15 protein-coding genes are annotated in these 16,776 nt (G+C 63.7%); 10 read left to right on the forward strand and 5 right to left on the reverse strand.

Features of this window, described 5'->3' with window-relative positions; translation table 11 throughout:
- Window positions 1-28: 28 nt before the first annotated feature.
- On the reverse strand, window positions 29-322 hold the full coding sequence (locus tag SADO_RS10315; RefSeq protein WP_353111119.1) for a YjiS-like domain-containing protein: 294 nt from the start codon (window positions 320-322) through the stop codon (window positions 29-31).
- Window positions 323-470: 148 nt separating this feature from the next.
- Between SADO_RS10315 and SADO_RS10320 the strand changes: the two genes are divergently transcribed.
- Window positions 471-1,376 carry a LysR substrate-binding domain-containing protein gene (locus tag SADO_RS10320; protein WP_353111120.1) on the forward strand — a complete coding sequence of 302 codons (906 nt, stop codon included), beginning with the start codon at window positions 471-473 and terminating at the stop codon, window positions 1,374-1,376.
- A gap of 9 nt (window positions 1,377-1,385) precedes the next feature.
- Here SADO_RS10320 and apbC read toward each other — a convergent pair whose 3' ends face one another.
- Complete coding sequence (apbC, locus tag SADO_RS10325) at window positions 1,386-2,477, reverse strand: iron-sulfur cluster carrier protein ApbC (protein WP_353111121.1); 1,092 nt, start codon at window positions 2,475-2,477, stop codon at window positions 1,386-1,388.
- A 132-nt stretch (window positions 2,478-2,609) separates the two neighbouring features.
- Between apbC and metG the strand changes: the two genes are divergently transcribed.
- The 9 genes from metG (at window position 2,610) to SADO_RS10370 (ending at window position 12,940) form a co-directional block, all read left to right on the forward strand.
- Entirely contained in the window at window positions 2,610-4,667 is a 2,058-nt protein-coding gene (gene metG, locus SADO_RS10330) for a methionine--tRNA ligase (protein ID WP_434547898.1), read from the forward strand.
- Window positions 4,668-4,670: 3 nt separating this feature from the next.
- The gene (locus tag SADO_RS10335) at window positions 4,671-5,327 is read left to right on the forward strand and encodes an RnfABCDGE type electron transport complex subunit B (RefSeq protein ID WP_353111123.1); all 657 of its coding nucleotides are present in this window, start codon (window positions 4,671-4,673) and stop codon (window positions 5,325-5,327) included.
- Between the two features lie 13 nt (window positions 5,328-5,340).
- Window positions 5,341-5,991 carry an endonuclease III gene (nth, locus tag SADO_RS10340; RefSeq protein ID WP_353111124.1) on the forward strand — a complete coding sequence of 217 codons (651 nt, stop codon included), beginning with the start codon at window positions 5,341-5,343 and terminating at the stop codon, window positions 5,989-5,991.
- Window positions 5,988-6,653 (forward strand): fumarylacetoacetate hydrolase family protein, encoded by a 666-nt coding sequence (locus SADO_RS10345; RefSeq protein WP_353111125.1) that lies wholly within the window; start codon window positions 5,988-5,990, stop codon window positions 6,651-6,653. Before nth ends, SADO_RS10345 begins: the two co-directional genes overlap by 4 nt.
- A 57-nt stretch (window positions 6,654-6,710) precedes the next feature.
- A complete protein-coding gene (locus SADO_RS10350) occupies window positions 6,711-7,391 on the forward strand; it encodes a phosphoglycolate phosphatase (protein WP_353111126.1) in 681 nt (226 codons plus the stop codon).
- Window positions 7,392-7,468: 77 nt separating this feature from the next.
- Complete coding sequence (locus SADO_RS10355) at window positions 7,469-8,575, forward strand: hypothetical protein (protein WP_353111127.1); 1,107 nt, start codon at window positions 7,469-7,471, stop codon at window positions 8,573-8,575.
- Window positions 8,565-9,923 (forward strand): hypothetical protein, encoded by a 1,359-nt coding sequence (locus tag SADO_RS10360; protein WP_353111128.1) that lies wholly within the window; start codon window positions 8,565-8,567, stop codon window positions 9,921-9,923. Before SADO_RS10355 ends, SADO_RS10360 begins: the two co-directional genes overlap by 11 nt.
- 110 nt (window positions 9,924-10,033) lie before the next feature.
- The gene (locus SADO_RS10365) at window positions 10,034-11,689 is read left to right on the forward strand and encodes a phosphoenolpyruvate carboxykinase (ATP) (protein WP_353111129.1); all 1,656 of its coding nucleotides are present in this window, start codon (window positions 10,034-10,036) and stop codon (window positions 11,687-11,689) included.
- Between the two features lie 222 nt (window positions 11,690-11,911).
- Window positions 11,912-12,940, forward strand: coding sequence for a putative solute-binding protein (locus SADO_RS10370; protein WP_353111130.1), 1,029 nt, complete (start codon window positions 11,912-11,914; stop codon window positions 12,938-12,940).
- A 105-nt stretch (window positions 12,941-13,045) separates the two neighbouring features.
- On the opposite strand, the gene bamJ is transcribed toward SADO_RS10370, so the two are convergent.
- The 3 genes from bamJ to SADO_RS10385 all read right to left on the reverse strand — a co-directional run bounded on the left by bamJ (window position 13,046) and on the right by SADO_RS10385 (window position 16,745).
- Window positions 13,046-13,900: a BamJ family beta-barrel-assembly machinery protein gene (gene bamJ, locus SADO_RS10375; protein WP_353111131.1), complete on the reverse strand. Its 855-nt coding sequence runs from the start codon at window positions 13,898-13,900 to the stop codon at window positions 13,046-13,048.
- 112 nt (window positions 13,901-14,012) lie between these two features.
- Complete coding sequence (locus SADO_RS10380) at window positions 14,013-15,341, reverse strand: MFS transporter (RefSeq protein WP_353111132.1); 1,329 nt, start codon at window positions 15,339-15,341, stop codon at window positions 14,013-14,015.
- A 195-nt stretch (window positions 15,342-15,536) separates the two neighbouring features.
- The gene (locus SADO_RS10385) at window positions 15,537-16,745 is read right to left on the reverse strand and encodes an argininosuccinate synthase (protein ID WP_353111133.1); all 1,209 of its coding nucleotides are present in this window, start codon (window positions 16,743-16,745) and stop codon (window positions 15,537-15,539) included.
- Window positions 16,746-16,776: the final 31 nt, after the last annotated feature.

Below are 16,776 nucleotides of genomic sequence, written 5' to 3' on the forward strand. Positions count from 1 at the left end.
CGAGGCAAACTCGGGGCGCCTGATCCGGCTATCGCCCGCCAGTCAGATGGCAGTCTCGCATCACCTGCTCATCCGGCTTCGGATCACGCAGGCCTCGGTGCAGCTGGGCCCGACTGTAGCCCAGATCGCAGAGGATATGGTCGTCCTTGGCCAGCAGCGCGCGCACCGCACGTCGTGTGCGCCAGCGGCGGACTGCGCGGCCGATTATTGCGAACAGCCACAGCGGCGGCATTGCCGGCATATAAAGCCGTTGAAATTGGGCTTTCTGACGAGCGATCTCCTGAACGGTCGGGCGTTTCGGATGGGACGGGACATCACGCATGGCTCTTCTCCTGAAGGCGGGCCTTTCGCGCCTGCCAGTGTTGGGACGCCTCGATTTCTCGAGGCACGAAACCAGCGTGCGCATGCGCGACTGTTCAATCCAGCGAAAAGATTTATACTCTGCCTTCAATATTTCTTAACGCTAGGCGATGACACAATCCCCTGCACCTTCGGCCTCGGGCGTCCAGCCACTGCTGGATACCGACGTGCTGCGCAGCTTCGTCGCGATCGCGGAGCACGGCAGCTTCACGCGTGCTGCCAAGGCAGTGTTCCGTACGCCGTCGGCGTTGAGCATGCAGATCAAGCGGTTGGAGACCACGCTCGGCAAGAACCTGTTCGTGCGTGAGGCGCGGCGGGTACAACTGACCGAGCACGGCGAACTGCTGCTGCGCTATGCGCGCCAGTTGCTGCAACTCAACGCCGAAGCGGTCGCCTGTTTCCTGGCACCCAAGCTGGAAGGCACGGTGCGTATTGGCACGCCGGACGACGTCGGCACGCGAATCCTGCCGCAGGCGCTGGGCGAATTCGCGCGCTCGCACCCGGCAGTACAGGTCGATGTGATGACCGGCGCAAGCCGGGTGATACTCGAACGGCTGGACGCCGGCGAGATCGATCTCGCGCTGGTGACAGCCGGCAACCTCGACGTCCAGGTGGAGCGCGGCGAGATCGTGCATACCGAGCCGCTGGTGTGGGTCGGCCGGGCCGACGGCACGGCGCGTCTGCGCGAACCGCTACCCGTAGCGCTCGCCGAACACGGCTGTGCCTGGCGAGCGGATGCGGTGAATGCGCTCGATCGCGCCGGACGCCCCTATCGGGTGGCCTACAGCAGCGAGCACAGCGCCGGCCAGCGGGCCGCCGTCGAGGCCGACCTGGCCGTGGCGCCGTTGCCGCGCTCGCTGGCAAATTCGCCACTGCTGGAGATCATCGACGAACCGAAGATGCCGGCGCTCGTCGATACCCACGTCGCGCTGGTGATCGGCGCGCACTGCGCCGAGGCCGGCAAGGCGTTGACGCAGCATGTGCGCGCCGCGTTCCGCGCCCTGCGGCGCAACTGAGCGTTCGTATCAGCTGTTCTCAACCTTGATATTCGGGAACTTGCTGGCGTAGTCCTTCTTCTGGCGCGCCAGGCGGGCCGCAGTCTTGCGCGACATATCGAAATAGGCGCTGGCGATATTGCCGTCGGGATCGGCCACCACGCTGGGATGGCCCGCATCCGCGTTCTCGCGAATCGAGATATCCAGCGGCAGCTCGCCGAGCAGATCCACATCGTACTGATCGGCCAGCTTGCGTCCGCCGTGAGCACCGAAGATCGCTTCCTCGTGGCCGCAGCTCGAGCAGATATGTGTGCTCATGTTTTCGACGATGCCCAGCACCGGCACATTGACCTTCTTGAACATCTCCACGCCCTTGCGCGCGTCGAGGAGCGCCAGATCCTGCGGCGTGGTCACCACCACCGCACCTGAAACCGGCACCTTCTGCGACAGCGTGAGCTGGATGTCACCGGTGCCCGGCGGCAGGTCGATGATCAGGTAATCGAGGTCATCCCAGGCAGTCTGGAACAGCATCTGCTGCAGTGCGGACGTCACCATCGGCCCACGCAGGATCGCCGGCGATTCCTTGTCGATGAGATAGCCGATCGACATGGTCTGCATGCCGTGGGCTTCCATGGGAATCAGCGTCTTGCCGTCCTTGGCCTGGGCCCGGCCTTCGATCCCCATCAAGCGCGGCTGGCTGGGCCCGTAGATATCCGCGTCCAGCAGACCGACCGACGCGCCATCAGCCTTGAGCGCGAGCGCCAGATTGGCGGCGACCGTGGACTTGCCGACCCCGCCCTTGGCCGAGGCCACGGCGATGATGTTACGAACGCCTTCGACCCGCTTGAGCGACGGCTGGACCGCGCGTGCCGCAACCGAGAAACCGACGGTGACGTCGGCCCGTTCGATACCGTCGACGGCTTCGAGCATGGCGCGGACCTGCTCGGCAAGCTTCTGGCCGTACTGGCCACAGGGAAAGCCGAGATCCAGTTCGAGCGTGACGCGGTCGCCTTTCACTTCCAGCGAGCGAACCGCCCGTGCGCTCATCAGGTCGGTATCGAGATAGGGTTCGTTGAAGCGGCCGAGTTCGGTCTCGACGGCCTTCTTCAGGGAATCGCTCATGGCGTGCACCCGATGATTGTCTAAGCAAATTGAAACGACGGCGATGATAGCAAGGACGGCCGGGCTACCGGGGCGCGTATGGCATACTGGCCGGCTTTCAAAAGCCACGAACACGCTCGGGAAAACCTAGCCATGGCGCGCGATATTCTTGTCACCTCCGCCCTGCCCTACGCCAACGGGTCGATCCATCTCGGCCATCTGGTCGAGTACATCCAGACCGACGTCTGGGTGCGCTTCCAGAAGCTGCGCGGCAACAACTGTGTCTATGTCTGCGCCGACGACGCGCACGGCACGCCGATCATGCTCAAGGCGCGCGACATGGGCATCGAGCCCGAGCAGCTCATTGCGGACATAGGCGCCGAGCACAAGCAGGATTTTGACGATTTCCTGATCGGCTTCGACAACTACCACTCGACCCATTCGGACGAGAACCGCGAGCTGGCCAGCGAGATCTACACGCGCCTGGAAAAAGCCGGCCATATCGCGCGTCGCACGATTTCACAGGCGTTCGACGAAGAAAAGCAGATGTTCCTGCCGGATCGCTTCATCCGTGGCGAGTGCCCGAAATGCGGCAGCGCGGACCAGTACGGCGATGCCTGCGAAGTCTGTGGCGCGACCTATCAGCCGACCGAGCTGAAGAATGCGGTTTCGGTGCTCTCGGGCAAGCCCCCGATCGAGCGCGATTCCGAGCATTACTTCTTCCAACTCGCCGATTTCGAGCAGTTCCTGCACGACTGGACCCGTAGCGACCATCTGCAGGAAGCCGTCACCCGCAAACTGGACGAATGGTTCCAGGCCGGCCTGCGCGACTGGGACATCTCCCGCGACGCGCCCTATTTCGGCTTCAAGATCCCGGGCACTGAAGACAAGTATTTCTATGTCTGGCTGGACGCGCCGATCGGCTATATGGCCAGCTTCGCAAACCTGTGCAAGCGCCGCGACGACCTCGATTTCGACCGCTTCTGGAAGGCCGATTCCGACGCCGAGCTGTACCACTTCATCGGCAAGGACATCGTCTATTTCCATGCCCTGTTCTGGCCGGCCATGCTGGAAGGCGCGGGCTATCGCACGCCCACGGCGATCCACGCGCACGGCTTTCTCACCGTCAACGGCGAGAAGATGTCCAAGTCGCGCGGCACCTTCATCAAGGCGCGCACCTGGCTCAAGCATCTGCCGGCCGAGTTCCTGCGCTATTACTTCACCGCCAAGCTGTCGGGCAAGGTCGAGGATCTCGATCTCAATCTCGACGACTTCATGGCCCGGATCAACTCGGACCTGGTCGGCAAGTACGTCAACATCGCCAGCCGCTGTGCGAACTTCATCAGCAAGCGCTTCGACGGCAAGCTGGCGGACACGCTGGACAAGCCCGAGCTGTTCGAGCGCTTTGCCGCGGCCGCCGACGAGATCGCCGAACACTACGAGCAGCGTCGCTTTGCCCAGGCCGTACGCCAGATCATGGCGCTCGCAGACGAGGCCAACGCCTATGTCGCCGAGCGCGCGCCCTGGCAGCTGGCCAAGGAAGAAGGCCGCGAGGACGAGCTGCAGCAGATCTGCACGACAGCGCTCAATCTGTTCGCCCAGCTGACGATCTATCTCAAGCCGGTGCTGCCGGAAACGGCCGCCCGTGCCGAGGCCTTCCTGCAGGTCGGTGATCTGGGCTGGGCCGATCTGGCCAGGCCGCTGACCGGGCATGAGATCGCCAAGTTCAAGCCGCTGCTGCGCCGCGTCGAGCAGCCGGCCATCGACAAGATGATCGAGGCCAGCCAGGAAGACCTGGCCGCCAAGGCCGCGCCACAGGCCGAGGCCGAGGCGCCGAAGAAAGCCGATAAGAAGCCTGCGGATAAAAAGCCGGAATCAGCCGAGGGTGCCGACACGATCGAAATCGGCGATTTCGCCAAGGTTGATCTGCGCGTTGCACGTATTGCCAGCGCCGAGCATGTGGAAGGCGCGGACAAGCTCCTCAAGCTCACGCTCGACGTAGGGCCGCTGGGCACCAAGCAAGTCTTCGCAGGCATCAAGTCCGCCTATGCGCCGGAGACGCTGGAAGGCCGGCTCACCGTCATGGTCGCCAACCTGGCCCCGCGCAAGATGCGCTTTGGCCTGTCCGAAGGCATGGTGCTGGCCGCTGGTGATTCGCCGCATATCCTGTCTCCGGACGACGGCGCCAAGCCGGGCGACAAGATCAAGTAGCCCATGAGCGAGCCGTCTGTCGACGCCATCGACGCCCTGCTGCCGCAGACGCAGTGCCGGCGCTGCGGCTATGACGGCTGTCGGCCCTATGCCGAAGCGATCTCCGCGGGCGAGACGGATATCAATCGCTGCCCGCCCGGCGGCGACGCGACGGTCGAACGCCTAGCCGCGCTGACGGGCGAATCGGTCAAGCCGATCGATCCGGAATGCGGCGACGCCAGTGTGGCCAAGGTCGCCTTCATCCGTGAAGACGAATGCATCGGCTGTACCCGCTGTATCCAGGTCTGTCCGACCGACGCCATTATTGGTGCGGCCAAGCAGATGCATACGGTGATGGAATATGACTGCACAGGCTGTGAGCTGTGCGTGCCGGCCTGCCCGGTCGACTGTATCGACATGCCGGAATCGCAAGCCGATTCGGGCCAGCCGCTATGGCCACCCCAGCGCGAGATCGACGCCGAACGTGCCGCGCGTGCACGCCAGCTGTTCGAGGCGCGCCAGAAACGCCTGAATCGCCAGACCACACGGCGACGCCGCACGAACCGCCACGACGCCACCGTCGATGCACGCGAGGACGCGGCGGCCGGCGCCGACGCCAAGAAATCGACCATTGCCGATGCAATCGCGCGCGCCAAGGCAAAACGCGAACAGCGCGACTGAGCGACGAACGCCCATGAACAAGGCCAAGCGAACCGAAATCTTCACGCGCCTACGCGATGCGAACCCCAGCCCGAAGACCGAACTACAATACAACTCCTCGTTCGAGCTGCTGGTCGCGGTGATCCTGTCGGCGCAGGCGACCGACGTCGGAGTGAACAAGGCCACCGCCAAGCTCTACCCGGTCGCGAACACGCCACAGGCGATTCTCGACCTCGGCGAAGACGGGCTCAAGAGCTATGTAAAGACGATCGGTCTTTACAACAGCAAGGCCGCGAACATCATGAAGACCTGCCGTGCGCTGGTCGACGAACACGACGGCGAGGTGCCGGCCACGCGCGAAGAACTGGTCGCCCTGCCCGGCGTGGGCCGCAAGACGGCGAACGTGGTGCTCAACACCGCCTTCGGCAAACCGGCGATGGCGGTGGATACGCATATCTATCGCGTATCCAATCGCACCGGGATCGCGCCGGGCAAGACCGTGCGCGCGGTCGAGGACCGGCTGATGCGGCTGGTGCCGAAGGAATTCCTGCTCGACGCTCACCACTGGCTGATCCTGCACGGACGCTACACCTGCCGCGCACGCAAGCCGTTGTGCGACAACTGCATCATCGTCGACCTGTGCGAGTATCGACACAAGAATTTGACTGAGGAATCCGCCCGATGACTGCCAACACTGCCCGCCCTGCCGAGGCGTTTGCCGCGCGCAACACGCCGCGCATCTTCTGCATCGGCCGCAACTACGCGAAGCACATCGAAGAACTCGGCAACACTTTGAGCGGGCAGGAGTCGGTGGTGTTCATGAAGCCGGCCAGCGCGCTGGTCGCGCCCGACGAAGCCATCACGCTGCCCGACGATGTCGGGGCAATCCATTACGAGACCGAACTGGTGGTCGAGATCGGCAGCGGCGGCCGCGATATCGCGCCCGAAGCCGCCCGCGAGCATATCGCCGGCATCGGGCTTGGCCTGGACCTCACGCTGCGGGATGTCCAGACCGATCTGAAGAACACTGGCGAGCCCTGGGAGAAAGCCAAGGCCTTCGATCACAGCGCGCCGCTCGGCCCCCTGTGCGCGTTGGGCGAGGATGTCGACCTCGCCGATCTGCATTTCGAACTGACCGTCGACGGCGAAACCCGCCAGCGCGGCCATACCGCACACATGCTCGTCGGCGTGGCCGATCTCATCGCCATGCTCAGCCACCACTGGCAGCTGCTGCCGGGCGATCTGATATTCACCGGCACCCCTGAAGGCGTGGGCCCACTGCATCCGGGCATGCATCTGGCGGTTTCTTCGCCGCAGCTTGCATCTGCCGAGTGGACCATCGCGTGAGCGAATCGGCGCTGCCACGCGGCGCCTTCATCCCATAACAAGAACAAAGGATCGGCCATGCACCCAGCACTCGCGGGCATCTCTCTTGTCGTCTTCGATCTCGACGGCACGCTGATCGACTCGGCGCCCGATCTGGCGGTTGCGGTCGACGCCACGCTCGCCGAACGCGACCTGCTGCCCGCCGGGGTCGACAAGGTGCGCCACTGGGTGGGCAACGGCTCGCACAAGCTGGTCGAGCGCGCGCTGGCCGACGCGCTCGGCGCGGCGGCGGAGTCGCTGGACGCCGGAGAAATCGATGCCGCGCATGACCGTTTTCTTGCCTACTACGCCGACGCGCCCTGTGAACGCACGCAGCTTTACGACGGCGTGCATGAATGCCTCGAAGCAATGCGCGAACGCAATATCGCCTGCGTGCTGGTCACCAACAAACCGGTAGCCTTCCTGCCCGCCATTCTCGAACAGTTCACGCTGGCGTCTTTCTTTGCGCTCACCCTCGGCGGCGACAGCCTGAGCGAGAAGAAGCCCCACCCGGCGCCGCTGCTGCATGCCGCCGAACATACCGGCGTCGCACCGGCCCGAGCGCTGATGGTGGGCGACTCGCGCCACGATGTGCAGGCCGGCAAGGCGGCCGGATTCAGAACGCTGGCGGTGACTTACGGCTACAACCACGGCGAGCCAATCGCCGACAGCGCACCTGATCACGTCACCGACTCGCTCGCCGTTCTGGCTGCCGACTGAATCTAAAAAGACCTATTGTCATTTCACCGGCGTTACGGGACGATGCGCTGAAATAACGACGTCCCTGGAGAACGTCGATGGCGAAGAAGAAGACGGCCCTCGTCTCGGGCGGCGGCATCCTGTTGCTGCTCGTCGTGGCGCTCGTGGCGATGCGCCTGGCACAAAGCGTGGACGACTCGCCCCCGCCGATGACCGCCCAGAAACAGGCACAGCTCGCGGCTCTCGACGAACTCCAACAGGCGCACGAAAACTACGCCGGTGAATTCAATCCGCGCGAACGCGAACCCACCCTGCGCGACTCGGGCCGTGCGGCCGTGGGCCTGTTCATCCACAACACCTATTTTCGAATCGCCGGCGATATCGCCTTCGATACCGAGCACTTGTCCGCCCTGCTCGTTCCCAAGGAATCGTCGCAGCCGGTGATCCTCGACGACCCCGGCTCGTTCGTTTTCCAACCGCTCAACGGCTCGGTCACCATGCCACCGAAGGCACTGGCGGCGCTGTTCAACCAGTATCTGACCGACTACGACGACACCCAACTACGTAACACAACCGTGCGGACCGCCCCCGGCAAACTGATCGTGGAAGGTGAAACCGCGAAGATCCCGGGCCTGTGGCTCCCCTTCCATATGGAAGGCAGCGTACGCGTCGAACAAGGCCATCTGTTCGTCTACGAGCCGAGCAAGATCGAGGTCGCCAAGATCGAGGCCAAGGGTCTGCTCGAAGGCATCCGACTACAGCTGTCGAGCCTGCTCGATATCGAGACCGGCGGCGCCGAGTTCTCCGGCAACAACGTCGTGCTCGATCTCAACCATTCGCTGCCGCCGCCGACCCAGGACGTGAACGTCTCGGAGATGGCCATCGACGATGCTGGCGTGCACCTGACCTTCTCCAGCGACTTCAATCCCGAATTCCCGCCCACGATCGTGGACTCCGACAGCTACGTCATGATCCAGGGCGGCGATATCAAGACCTTTCGCGCCGTGATCACCGATGCGCGGCTGCAGATGGTTGCCCAGAATGGCGGCAAGCTCGACGCCTCGCTCTACAGCTATCGCGAACAGATTCTGGCCGGCCTGTTCGATGCCACCCCGGCCGGCGAACTGGTGGCCTATCTAGGCCCGTACCAACCGGCCGATTACCTGCCGCCCGCCCAGCCAGAGGGGGACGACGATGCGTCCTGATTTCATGCGCCTGTCGGGCCCCACTATTGATCGCAGTCGGGCAGGCAAGCTCTGGCCTTCGACCGTACTCGCAGCGTTGTTGTTTGCCTTGACCGCAGCGACCAGCACCGCCGCACTCGCCCAGGGCCAGATGCGCGAAACGGACGGCCCGTCGTCCGCAGCCGACGAAACTGCCGAAACCACCCAGCCGGCCGAAGCCGACGAACAAGCCGATGCCGATACCTCGGAAAACGAAGAGACAGCAGAAACCGAAGGCGCCGCGCCGAGCACGGGCGGGCCGGACAACCAGCTCGATCCCGACGACCGCATCGTGCCGTCGATCGTGCGCGAGCAACGCGAGCAGTATCAGCAGCTCGAAAAGGTATGGGGCCAGCGCCGAGTGCCGGCCGGCCTAGCCGGCGACATCGGCGCCGCCCAGCCGAGCGATTCCGGCGTGAGCGCGGTCGCGCTCGAGGCTCGGAACGTCGATTTCTATCTCGACGACGAGGTCGGCTATCACGTCAAGCATCTCAAGGCGGCACTCGAACCAGTCGAAGCCGGCGCGCCGGTGGATTTCGACGATCCCGAGCAGTACGTGATCCATATCCTGTCCGGCGAGGTGCTGATCCGGCCCAAGGATCTGGACGCACTGTTCAACAACTACGTACTCACCTACGAGCCGCGTTCGCTGTCGTCGGTCGAGAACAAGACCAGCAAGGACACCCTCGAGGTCACGGTGGGCGCGCGGCTGTTCCGTTTCATTCCGCCCGTCGGCGGCCTGCCGACCAAGCTCAGCGGCCCGATCAAGGTCGCCGACAATAACTGGCTGGTCTATACGCCCACATCGGTCAGCCAGTTCGGCATGCCGGTCAAGGGCCTGATCGAGACGGCCCAGTTGTCACTGGCGACCCTGACGCCGTTCGACCGGCCCGGCGTGAAACTGGAAGGCAATCAGCTGCTCATGAACCCGGAAACGCTGTTTCCGCCGCCGAAGCTCAAGATCGACAAGATCACCAACGCACAGCTCAGCGATGAAGGCCTGACGCTGACCTTTGGCAGCGACACCAGCGATGCCGGCTATGTCGACCCGCCGGAGGCTGCCGACAGCTATATCTGGCTGCAGTCGGGCGATGCGCGTTTCTACTCCACGCTGCTGGTCAACGCCAACCTGCAGCTGATGAGCGACAGCGACGAACCGCTGGATTTTCACCTCTACCATTACCGGGCGCAGAGCGCTGCCGGCACGATCAGCTCGAAACGCGATGGCGCGTTGATTGTTCGTGTTCCCAACACGTTCGAAGAGGATGATCTCGATCCGCAGCAGAACAGTGGCCTGACGCCGCGATCTGCCCAGGACGGGGGGAGCTGAGCTCACCACATAACCCACGCGCGCGCCCGCGTGTTGCCACGGTATGGCCTTATCGGTAATCTGCGCGTTTTTGCCGCGCCGGTAGCCCCGCCAGCCCAGGACGAGTGCCCATGAGTTTGAATGCCGAGTTGAACACGACACTGGGCCTGGATGGCCTCGAGTATCGCCATAACCTCAGCAAGGACGACCTCTTCCGGGAAGCGCTCGCCAATGACCGCGGCCGTATACGCGCCGACGGGCCGGACGATGAACCCAAGGCTTACGAAACCGCACTCGGCCTCGAAGGTCCGCTGGTCTACTACTCGGATCCCAGCTGCACCGGCCGCCCGGTTCAGGACACCTTCGCCGTGGCCTGGCCCGAAGTCACCGACAAGGTCTGGTGGAAATCGGATTTTCAGCAGTTCGACCCGGCGCATTTCGGCCCGCTGCTTGAGCGCGTTGCCCAGCATCTGAACGAGCGCGGCCAGCATCTCTACGTGCAGGACGTCTACTGCGGCTGGGATTCGTCCTATGCCGTGCCGTACCGTTTCGTCGGCGAGTTCGCCACCCATGCGCTGTTTGCGACCAACATGTTCGCCGACGGCGTCGATGTGGAGAACCCGGACGACAAGCGCTGGACGCTGCTGAACGTGCCCAGCTTCCATTGCGACCCGGAACGCGACGGCACCAAGTCCGGGCGCGCCGTAATCGTGGACATGCGCAACCGCATTGGCCTGGTTCTGGGCCGCGCCGACTACTGCGGCGTGGTCAAGAAGACCATGTTCACGGTCATGAACTATATGCTGCCCGAGATGGGCGAGATGCCGATGCATTGCTCGGCCAACGTCGGCGCGCGCGGCGACGGCGCGATCCTGTTCGGTCTGTCGGGCACGGGCAAGACCACGCTTTCGGCCGATCCGAACCGCGAACTGATCGGCGACGATGAGCACGCCTGGACCACCGACGGTGTCTCCAATTTCGAGGGCGGCTGCTATGCCAAGCTCATCGATCTGGACAAGGACGCCGAACCGGTGATCGCCGCGGCCCTGTCTACCCCAGGCTGCGTGATCGAGAACGTCCCGCCGCTGCCCGGTAAGGCCATGGCCGACACCGATCCGCAGGATCTGGACCTGACCGACGGCTCGATCACCGAGAACACCCGCCTGTCCTATCCGCTGTCGGCGAACCCCAACGTCGCGGACGGCGCCTGTGGCCCGCATCCGGAAACCATCGTGCTGCTCACCGCCGATGCATTCGGCGTGCTGCCGCCGGTGTCGCTGCTGGATACCAAGGACGTGATGTATCACTTCGTGTCCGGTTTCACCGCGAAGCTGGCCGGCACCGAGGTCGGCGTGACCGAGCCCAAGGCGGCATTCTCGGCCTGTTTCGGCGCGCCCTTCATGGCCCAGAAGCCGTCGGTCTATGCCGAAATCCTGGCCGAGAAGATGCGCACCCACAAGGCCCGCTGCATCCTGTTGAACACCGGCTGGTCCGGCGGTCCGCACGGTGTCGGCAAGCGCATTTCGATCAAGCACACCCGTGCCCTGCTCAATGCGGCGCTCGCCGGCGATCTGGATCCGGACAAGGTCGAGTACGAGAACCATGAGATCTTCAATCTCGCCATGCCCACCAGCTGCCCGGGCGTGCCCAGCGAGATCCTGAACCCGCGCAATACCTGGGACGACAAGGCCGCTTACGACAAGCAGGCCAAGATGCTGCGCGACATGTTCCGGGAAAACTATGCTGCCAAGGGCTTCGACCAACTCGGTATCGAAGCGGTCATGTAATCCCCGGCCGCGGATTCGAGACCGAGCCCGCGGCCAGCCGTCCTTTCAAGGGCAATCCTCACCCCGTGCAGACGGCTGTAAAGCTGTCTTGAGCGCAATCGGTCACACGGGCCACCGCTCACCAAACACGTGACGGCAACAATGTGAACAAGTGTTGACTTGACGGTAGGGCCAGCCTAATGTGTACAAGTGTTCACATTAGAGCCGCAAATACCTATCACCATGAAATTCTTGACCCACCTATGGTTGCCCTGCCTGCTTCTGCTCGTTGTGGCCTCCAGCCCGGCAACCGCCGCTGAAACCCGCCGTGCTTGCGTATTCGATCCGGTCGGCGCCGACGGCTTCGTCTACGACCTTTTCCGCGACTATGCCGTTCAGGCACGCGAATGGGGCTACGATCTCGAAACTCGCGCCTATACCGATGAGTCGGTAGCCGCCAATGACCTGAAGGCCGGCAAATGCGATATGGCGGTGCTGTCCGGCGTGCGCACGCGTCAGTTCGTGAAGTTCGCCGGCAGTCTCGATATGGCCGGCGGGCTCCAGAGCTATGCTGAGCTGCGCAAGGCCGTAGGCGTGATGTCCGGCCCGAAGGCCGCACCGCTGATGCGCGCCGACAGCTACGAAGTGGCCGGGATCGTACCGCTGGGCAAGGTCTTCCTGTTCGCGCGTGATCGCGCTCACCTCGCGAGCCTCGACCAGATGGCCGGCAAGCGCATCGCGGTGCTTGACTACGACCGCCCCTCACGGCTCATCACCGAAGAAGCCGGCGCCTCGCCGGTGCCTGCGAGCATCGCGTCCCTGGGTCCGCTATTCAACAACGGCAGCGCCCAGCTGACCTATGCCCCCGCGATCGCCTACGCGCCGTTGGAGCTTCAACAGGGTGTCACACCCGATGGCGGCGTGGCGGATTTCGTGCTCGCCATGCTGTCCGGCCAGATTGTTATTCATCACGAACGTTTCGAAGACGATTTCGGCGCGCAGTCACGGGCCTGGGTGTTCGATCAACTGTTCGACACAACGCTCGCTCGTGCAGAGAAGGCCGAAGATGCGCTCGACGACGACCTCTGGGTAGCGGTGGATGCCGAACAGAAGCGCGACTATCACGCCATGTTCCGCCGCGTACGCGCGCAGCTCTGGGACGAAGAATGGTATAGCCACCGCATGCAGCGTCTGCTCAAGAAGATCCGGTGCGATGGCGATGCCGGGCTGGCCGAATGCGGCCAGGCCTCGGAAGGCGGCGCGATCTACTGAACCGGCCCGCGCGCTGACCGAGCACGCATAAAAAAGCCGCCGACGCGAACGTCGGCGGCTTCGTTTTCTGCATCAGCGGCCTGAGCGGCCGCTAATCAGGTCGGGCTACTCGCTGGCAGCGCCGCCCTCTTCACTTTGCGCGGCGTCGCCGCCTTCGCTGGCGCCGTCACCCTTTTCGACGCTGATCAATTCCACATCGAAGATCAGGGTTTCGTTCGGGCCGATCTGGGCGCCCGCACCACGCTCGCCATAGGCGAGATCCGCCGGGATGTAGAGCTCGTACTTGGCGCCCCGCTTCATCAGCTGCAGCGCTTCGGTCCAGCCCGGAATCACGGCATCGACCGGGAAGGTGACCGGTTCGCCACGCTTGCGCGAGCTGTCGAACACGGTGCCGTCGATCAGCTTGCCGGTGTAGTGCACGGTCACGCTGTCGCTGGAGCTCGGGCTCGAGCCGTCACCTTCTTCGAGGACCTTGTACTGCAGGCCGCTATCGGTGGTCTCGACGCCTTCCTTGTCCTTGTTCTCGGCCAGGAACTTCTTGCCCTTTTCGAGATTGTTCTCGGACTGCTGGTCGACCTTCTTCTGCTGGGCCGCTTCCATGTCCTGCACGAAGCCCTGCATCACGCCGTCGAGTTCATCCTGCGACAGACGGGTTTCGTCGCCGTTGACCGTGTCACGCACGCCTTCAGCGAGCGAATCCACGTCGATCTCGACCGGAAGCTCCTTGAGCGAATTGCCGATATCCATGCCCAGCGCATAGCTGCGACGCGCTTCGGGGCTATCGAAATCGCCGCTCTTCTCGCTGTCTGCTGCCTTGGAGTCGGTCTTGGAGTCGGCTTTGGCCGCGCTATCGCTGCCGTTCGAGGCCGAGGCGTCGCTCGATGCATCGCCGGAATCCGACTGGTTACCGCATGCGGTGAGCGCGAACAGGCACGCTAACAGAGCCACATATTGTTTCATTGAAATCATCCATGTGCATTTCTTGGAACCCGCAAGCCTACGCTAAAGCCCCAAGGAGAAAAAGCCGGTTTCTGGATGCGCAAATGCCCGTTCGAGCAGCGCTTGGAGCGCGCTAGGACTTGTCCGGCGATGATCCGTCATCAGGCTCGGAAGGGTTCGCTCCAGCACTGTCCGAAACGTGGCCGTCCAGAAAATGGGGCGCTTCGATATATTCTTCGTGACGTGGGTCGAGTTCGAGAATCGCCTGACTTGTGTTGGCCGCGACGATCGTGACGTAACGACCCTGCTCCGCCACCGGCACCGACGGTGTGGTGTATCCACGCCAGAAAACGAACAGCGAATAACAGGCGAACACGCCGGCAAGGAACACGAACAGACCGGACGGGCCCAGCGCTTCCATTGCGAAGGCACCGGCCACCGGGCCGATACAGGTGCCAACGCCATAAGCCAGCAGCAGGCCCGCGCTGGCTGCGATCGGGTCGCCGCTTTCCATGTAGTCGTTGATCATCGCCAGGCTGATGGGGTACAGACAGGCGGCGAGGCCAAAAAGCGGCGCCGTCGCGATGTAGAGCAGGCGTACATCGTGCGCGCCGCCCCAGGCGGCCGCGACACCCGAGAGCGTCGCGACGGTGCTGATCACGCCGATCGTCAGGCGTCGATCGAAATGGTCAGACAACCGCCCCACCGGCCACTGAATCGCCATCGTCGCCACCACGGCAAATGCCATATAGCGCGACACCTCGCCTAGCGTCATGCCGATACCGTTGGCGTAAACCGGCGCGAGCGTGCTGAAACCGGCAACCAGCGCGCCGCCGGCGATCCCGCCGAACAGGCCACTCGGCGAGAGCGCGTAGATCTGACGAAACCGCAACCGCTCGGCCGCACCCGGCGCGGGCGCCTCGGAGCGGGTCAAGGCGAGCGGTACCAGCGACATCACGATCAGCATCGCCACGACACTATAGATCGGATAGTCGTCGGTATCCCCGAGCGAGACCAGATACTGGCCGAGCGCGGCTGCGAAGAAGAACACCACTTGGTAGATGCCGAGCAGCGCGCCACGTATGGCATGGGTCGCACGCCCGGAAATCCAGCTCTCGAGCACCATGATGAGCCCGGCCGCGCAGAAACCCACGAGTACGCGCAAGACCGCCCAAAGCGCGCCGTCGAACAGCATCGGATGAATCAGCGAAGCCGCACAGGCCACGGCCGCAAAGGCAGAGAAGGAACGCACCTGGCCGACCCGGCGCACAAGAGGCGTCGCGAACAGTGAGCCCAGCACGAAGCCGACGCTGTGACAGCCCAGAATCAGGCCGACCTGGGTCGTACTCAGACCGTCCGAGGCGAGCTCGACCGCGACCACGGTCGTAAGCAACGCCGTGCCCGCGATGAACAGCGTGAGGCTTGCGAACATCGCAGCCAGCGATATAACGACCTGACCCATGGCCTGCACCTCCAGCGTGTGACGCTGGCAGAGGCGGAGGCCGCGCGCAAGCGTGTCTTGAGGCGCAGTATTTTATGCGCGCTCAACGCTTTGCGGTAGCTTTTTCGCTCACAAAAAAGGCGCGTGCGCTTCGCGCGGCACGCGCCTTCGTTTCGGCCAGCCGATGCCGGGACAGCCGGGGCCGCCCGCTCGGGGTTAGCGCTGCTTGTGCCCCAGACGCAGACGCAGCGCGTTCAGGCGAATGAAGCCGGCCGCGTCCTTCTGATCGTAGGCGCCGCGGTCGTCCTCGAAGGTGGCGATCGCTTCGTCGAACAGGCTGTCCTTCTCGGAGGCCCGGCCGACCACGCTCACGCTGCCCTTGTAGAGCTTCACGCGCACGGTGCCGTTGACATGGCCCTGCGACTTGTCGATCGCGGCCTGCAGCATCTCGCGCTCGGGCGAGAACCAGTAGCCGTTGTAGATGAGCTTGGCGTAGCGCGGCATCAGCTCGTCCTTGAGATGCGCGGCTTCGCGATCGAGCGTGATGGATTCGATCGCGCGGTGCGCACGCAGCATGACGGTGCCGCCCGGCGTTTCGTAGCAGCCGCGCGACTTCATGCCCACATAGCGGTTCTCGACGATATCGATACGGCCGATGCCGTGGGCGCCAGCGCGTTCGTTGAGCTTCGCCAGCACCTGGTACGGGCTCAGCGCTTCGCCGTCGATGGCGACGATATCGCCACGCTCGAAGGTGAGGTCGATTTCCTCAGGTGCATCGGGCGCGTCTTCCGGCGACACGCTCCATTCCCACATGGAATCCTCGGCCGGCGTCCACGGATCTTCCAGCACGCCGCCTTCATAGGAGATATGCAGCGCGTTGGCGTCGGTGGAATACGGCGAGCCGCCGTCCGCCTTCTTGCGGATATCGATGCCGTTCTCTTCGGCATAGGCGAGCAGCTTCTCGCGCGAGTTCAGATCCCACTCGCGCCAGGGGGCGATCACCTGAATGCCCGGCATCAACGCGTAGGCCGACAGCTCGAACCGAACCTGGTCATTGCCCTTGCCGGTGGCGCCGTGGGCGATCGCATCGGCGCCGGTTTCCTGCGCGATCTCGACCAGCCGCTTGGAGATCAGCGGGCGCGCGATCGAGGTGCCGAGCAGGTATTCGCCTTCATAGATGGCGTTGGCGCGAAACATCGGATAGACGAAATCCTGCACGAACTCCTCGCGCAGATCGTCGATGAAGACTTCCTTCACGCCCAGCGCTTCAGCCTTCGGTCGAACTTCGTCGAGTTCCTCGCCCTGTCCGATATCGGCGGTGAAGGTCACCACCTCGCATTGATAGGTGTCCTGCAGCCACTTGAGGATGACCGAGGTATCCAGGCCGCCCGAATAGGCCAGCACCACTTTCTTGACGTCGCTCATATCTACGTTTGTCAGCTGTTGCGAGGTGAAT

This window comes from Salinisphaera dokdonensis CL-ES53, assembly GCF_040361215.1.
Taxonomy (GTDB): Bacteria; Pseudomonadota; Gammaproteobacteria; order Nevskiales; family Salinisphaeraceae; genus Salinisphaera; species Salinisphaera dokdonensis.

Coding starts and splice junctions, on each gene's coding strand:
- SADO_RS10315 (WP_353111119.1), bottom strand. CDS start 322: ATGCGTGATGTCCCGTCCCATCCGAAACGCCCGACCGTTCAGGAGATC.
- SADO_RS10320 (WP_353111120.1), top strand. CDS start 471: ATGACACAATCCCCTGCACCTTCGGCCTCGGGCGTCCAGCCACTGCTG.
- apbC (WP_353111121.1), bottom strand. CDS start 2,477: ATGAGCGATTCCCTGAAGAAGGCCGTCGAGACCGAACTCGGCCGCTTC.
- metG (WP_434547898.1), top strand. CDS start 2,610: ATGGCGCGCGATATTCTTGTCACCTCCGCCCTGCCCTACGCCAACGGG.
- SADO_RS10335 (WP_353111123.1), top strand. CDS start 4,671: ATGAGCGAGCCGTCTGTCGACGCCATCGACGCCCTGCTGCCGCAGACG.
- nth (WP_353111124.1), top strand. CDS start 5,341: ATGAACAAGGCCAAGCGAACCGAAATCTTCACGCGCCTACGCGATGCG.
- SADO_RS10345 (WP_353111125.1), top strand. CDS start 5,988: ATGACTGCCAACACTGCCCGCCCTGCCGAGGCGTTTGCCGCGCGCAAC.
- SADO_RS10350 (WP_353111126.1), top strand. CDS start 6,711: ATGCACCCAGCACTCGCGGGCATCTCTCTTGTCGTCTTCGATCTCGAC.
- SADO_RS10355 (WP_353111127.1), top strand. CDS start 7,469: ATGGCGAAGAAGAAGACGGCCCTCGTCTCGGGCGGCGGCATCCTGTTG.
- SADO_RS10360 (WP_353111128.1), top strand. CDS start 8,565: ATGCGTCCTGATTTCATGCGCCTGTCGGGCCCCACTATTGATCGCAGT.
- SADO_RS10365 (WP_353111129.1), top strand. CDS start 10,034: ATGAGTTTGAATGCCGAGTTGAACACGACACTGGGCCTGGATGGCCTC.
- SADO_RS10370 (WP_353111130.1), top strand. CDS start 11,912: ATGAAATTCTTGACCCACCTATGGTTGCCCTGCCTGCTTCTGCTCGTT.
- bamJ (WP_353111131.1), bottom strand. CDS start 13,900: ATGAAACAATATGTGGCTCTGTTAGCGTGCCTGTTCGCGCTCACCGCA.
- SADO_RS10380 (WP_353111132.1), bottom strand. CDS start 15,341: ATGGGTCAGGTCGTTATATCGCTGGCTGCGATGTTCGCAAGCCTCACG.
- SADO_RS10385 (WP_353111133.1), bottom strand. CDS start 16,745: ATGAGCGACGTCAAGAAAGTGGTGCTGGCCTATTCGGGCGGCCTGGAT.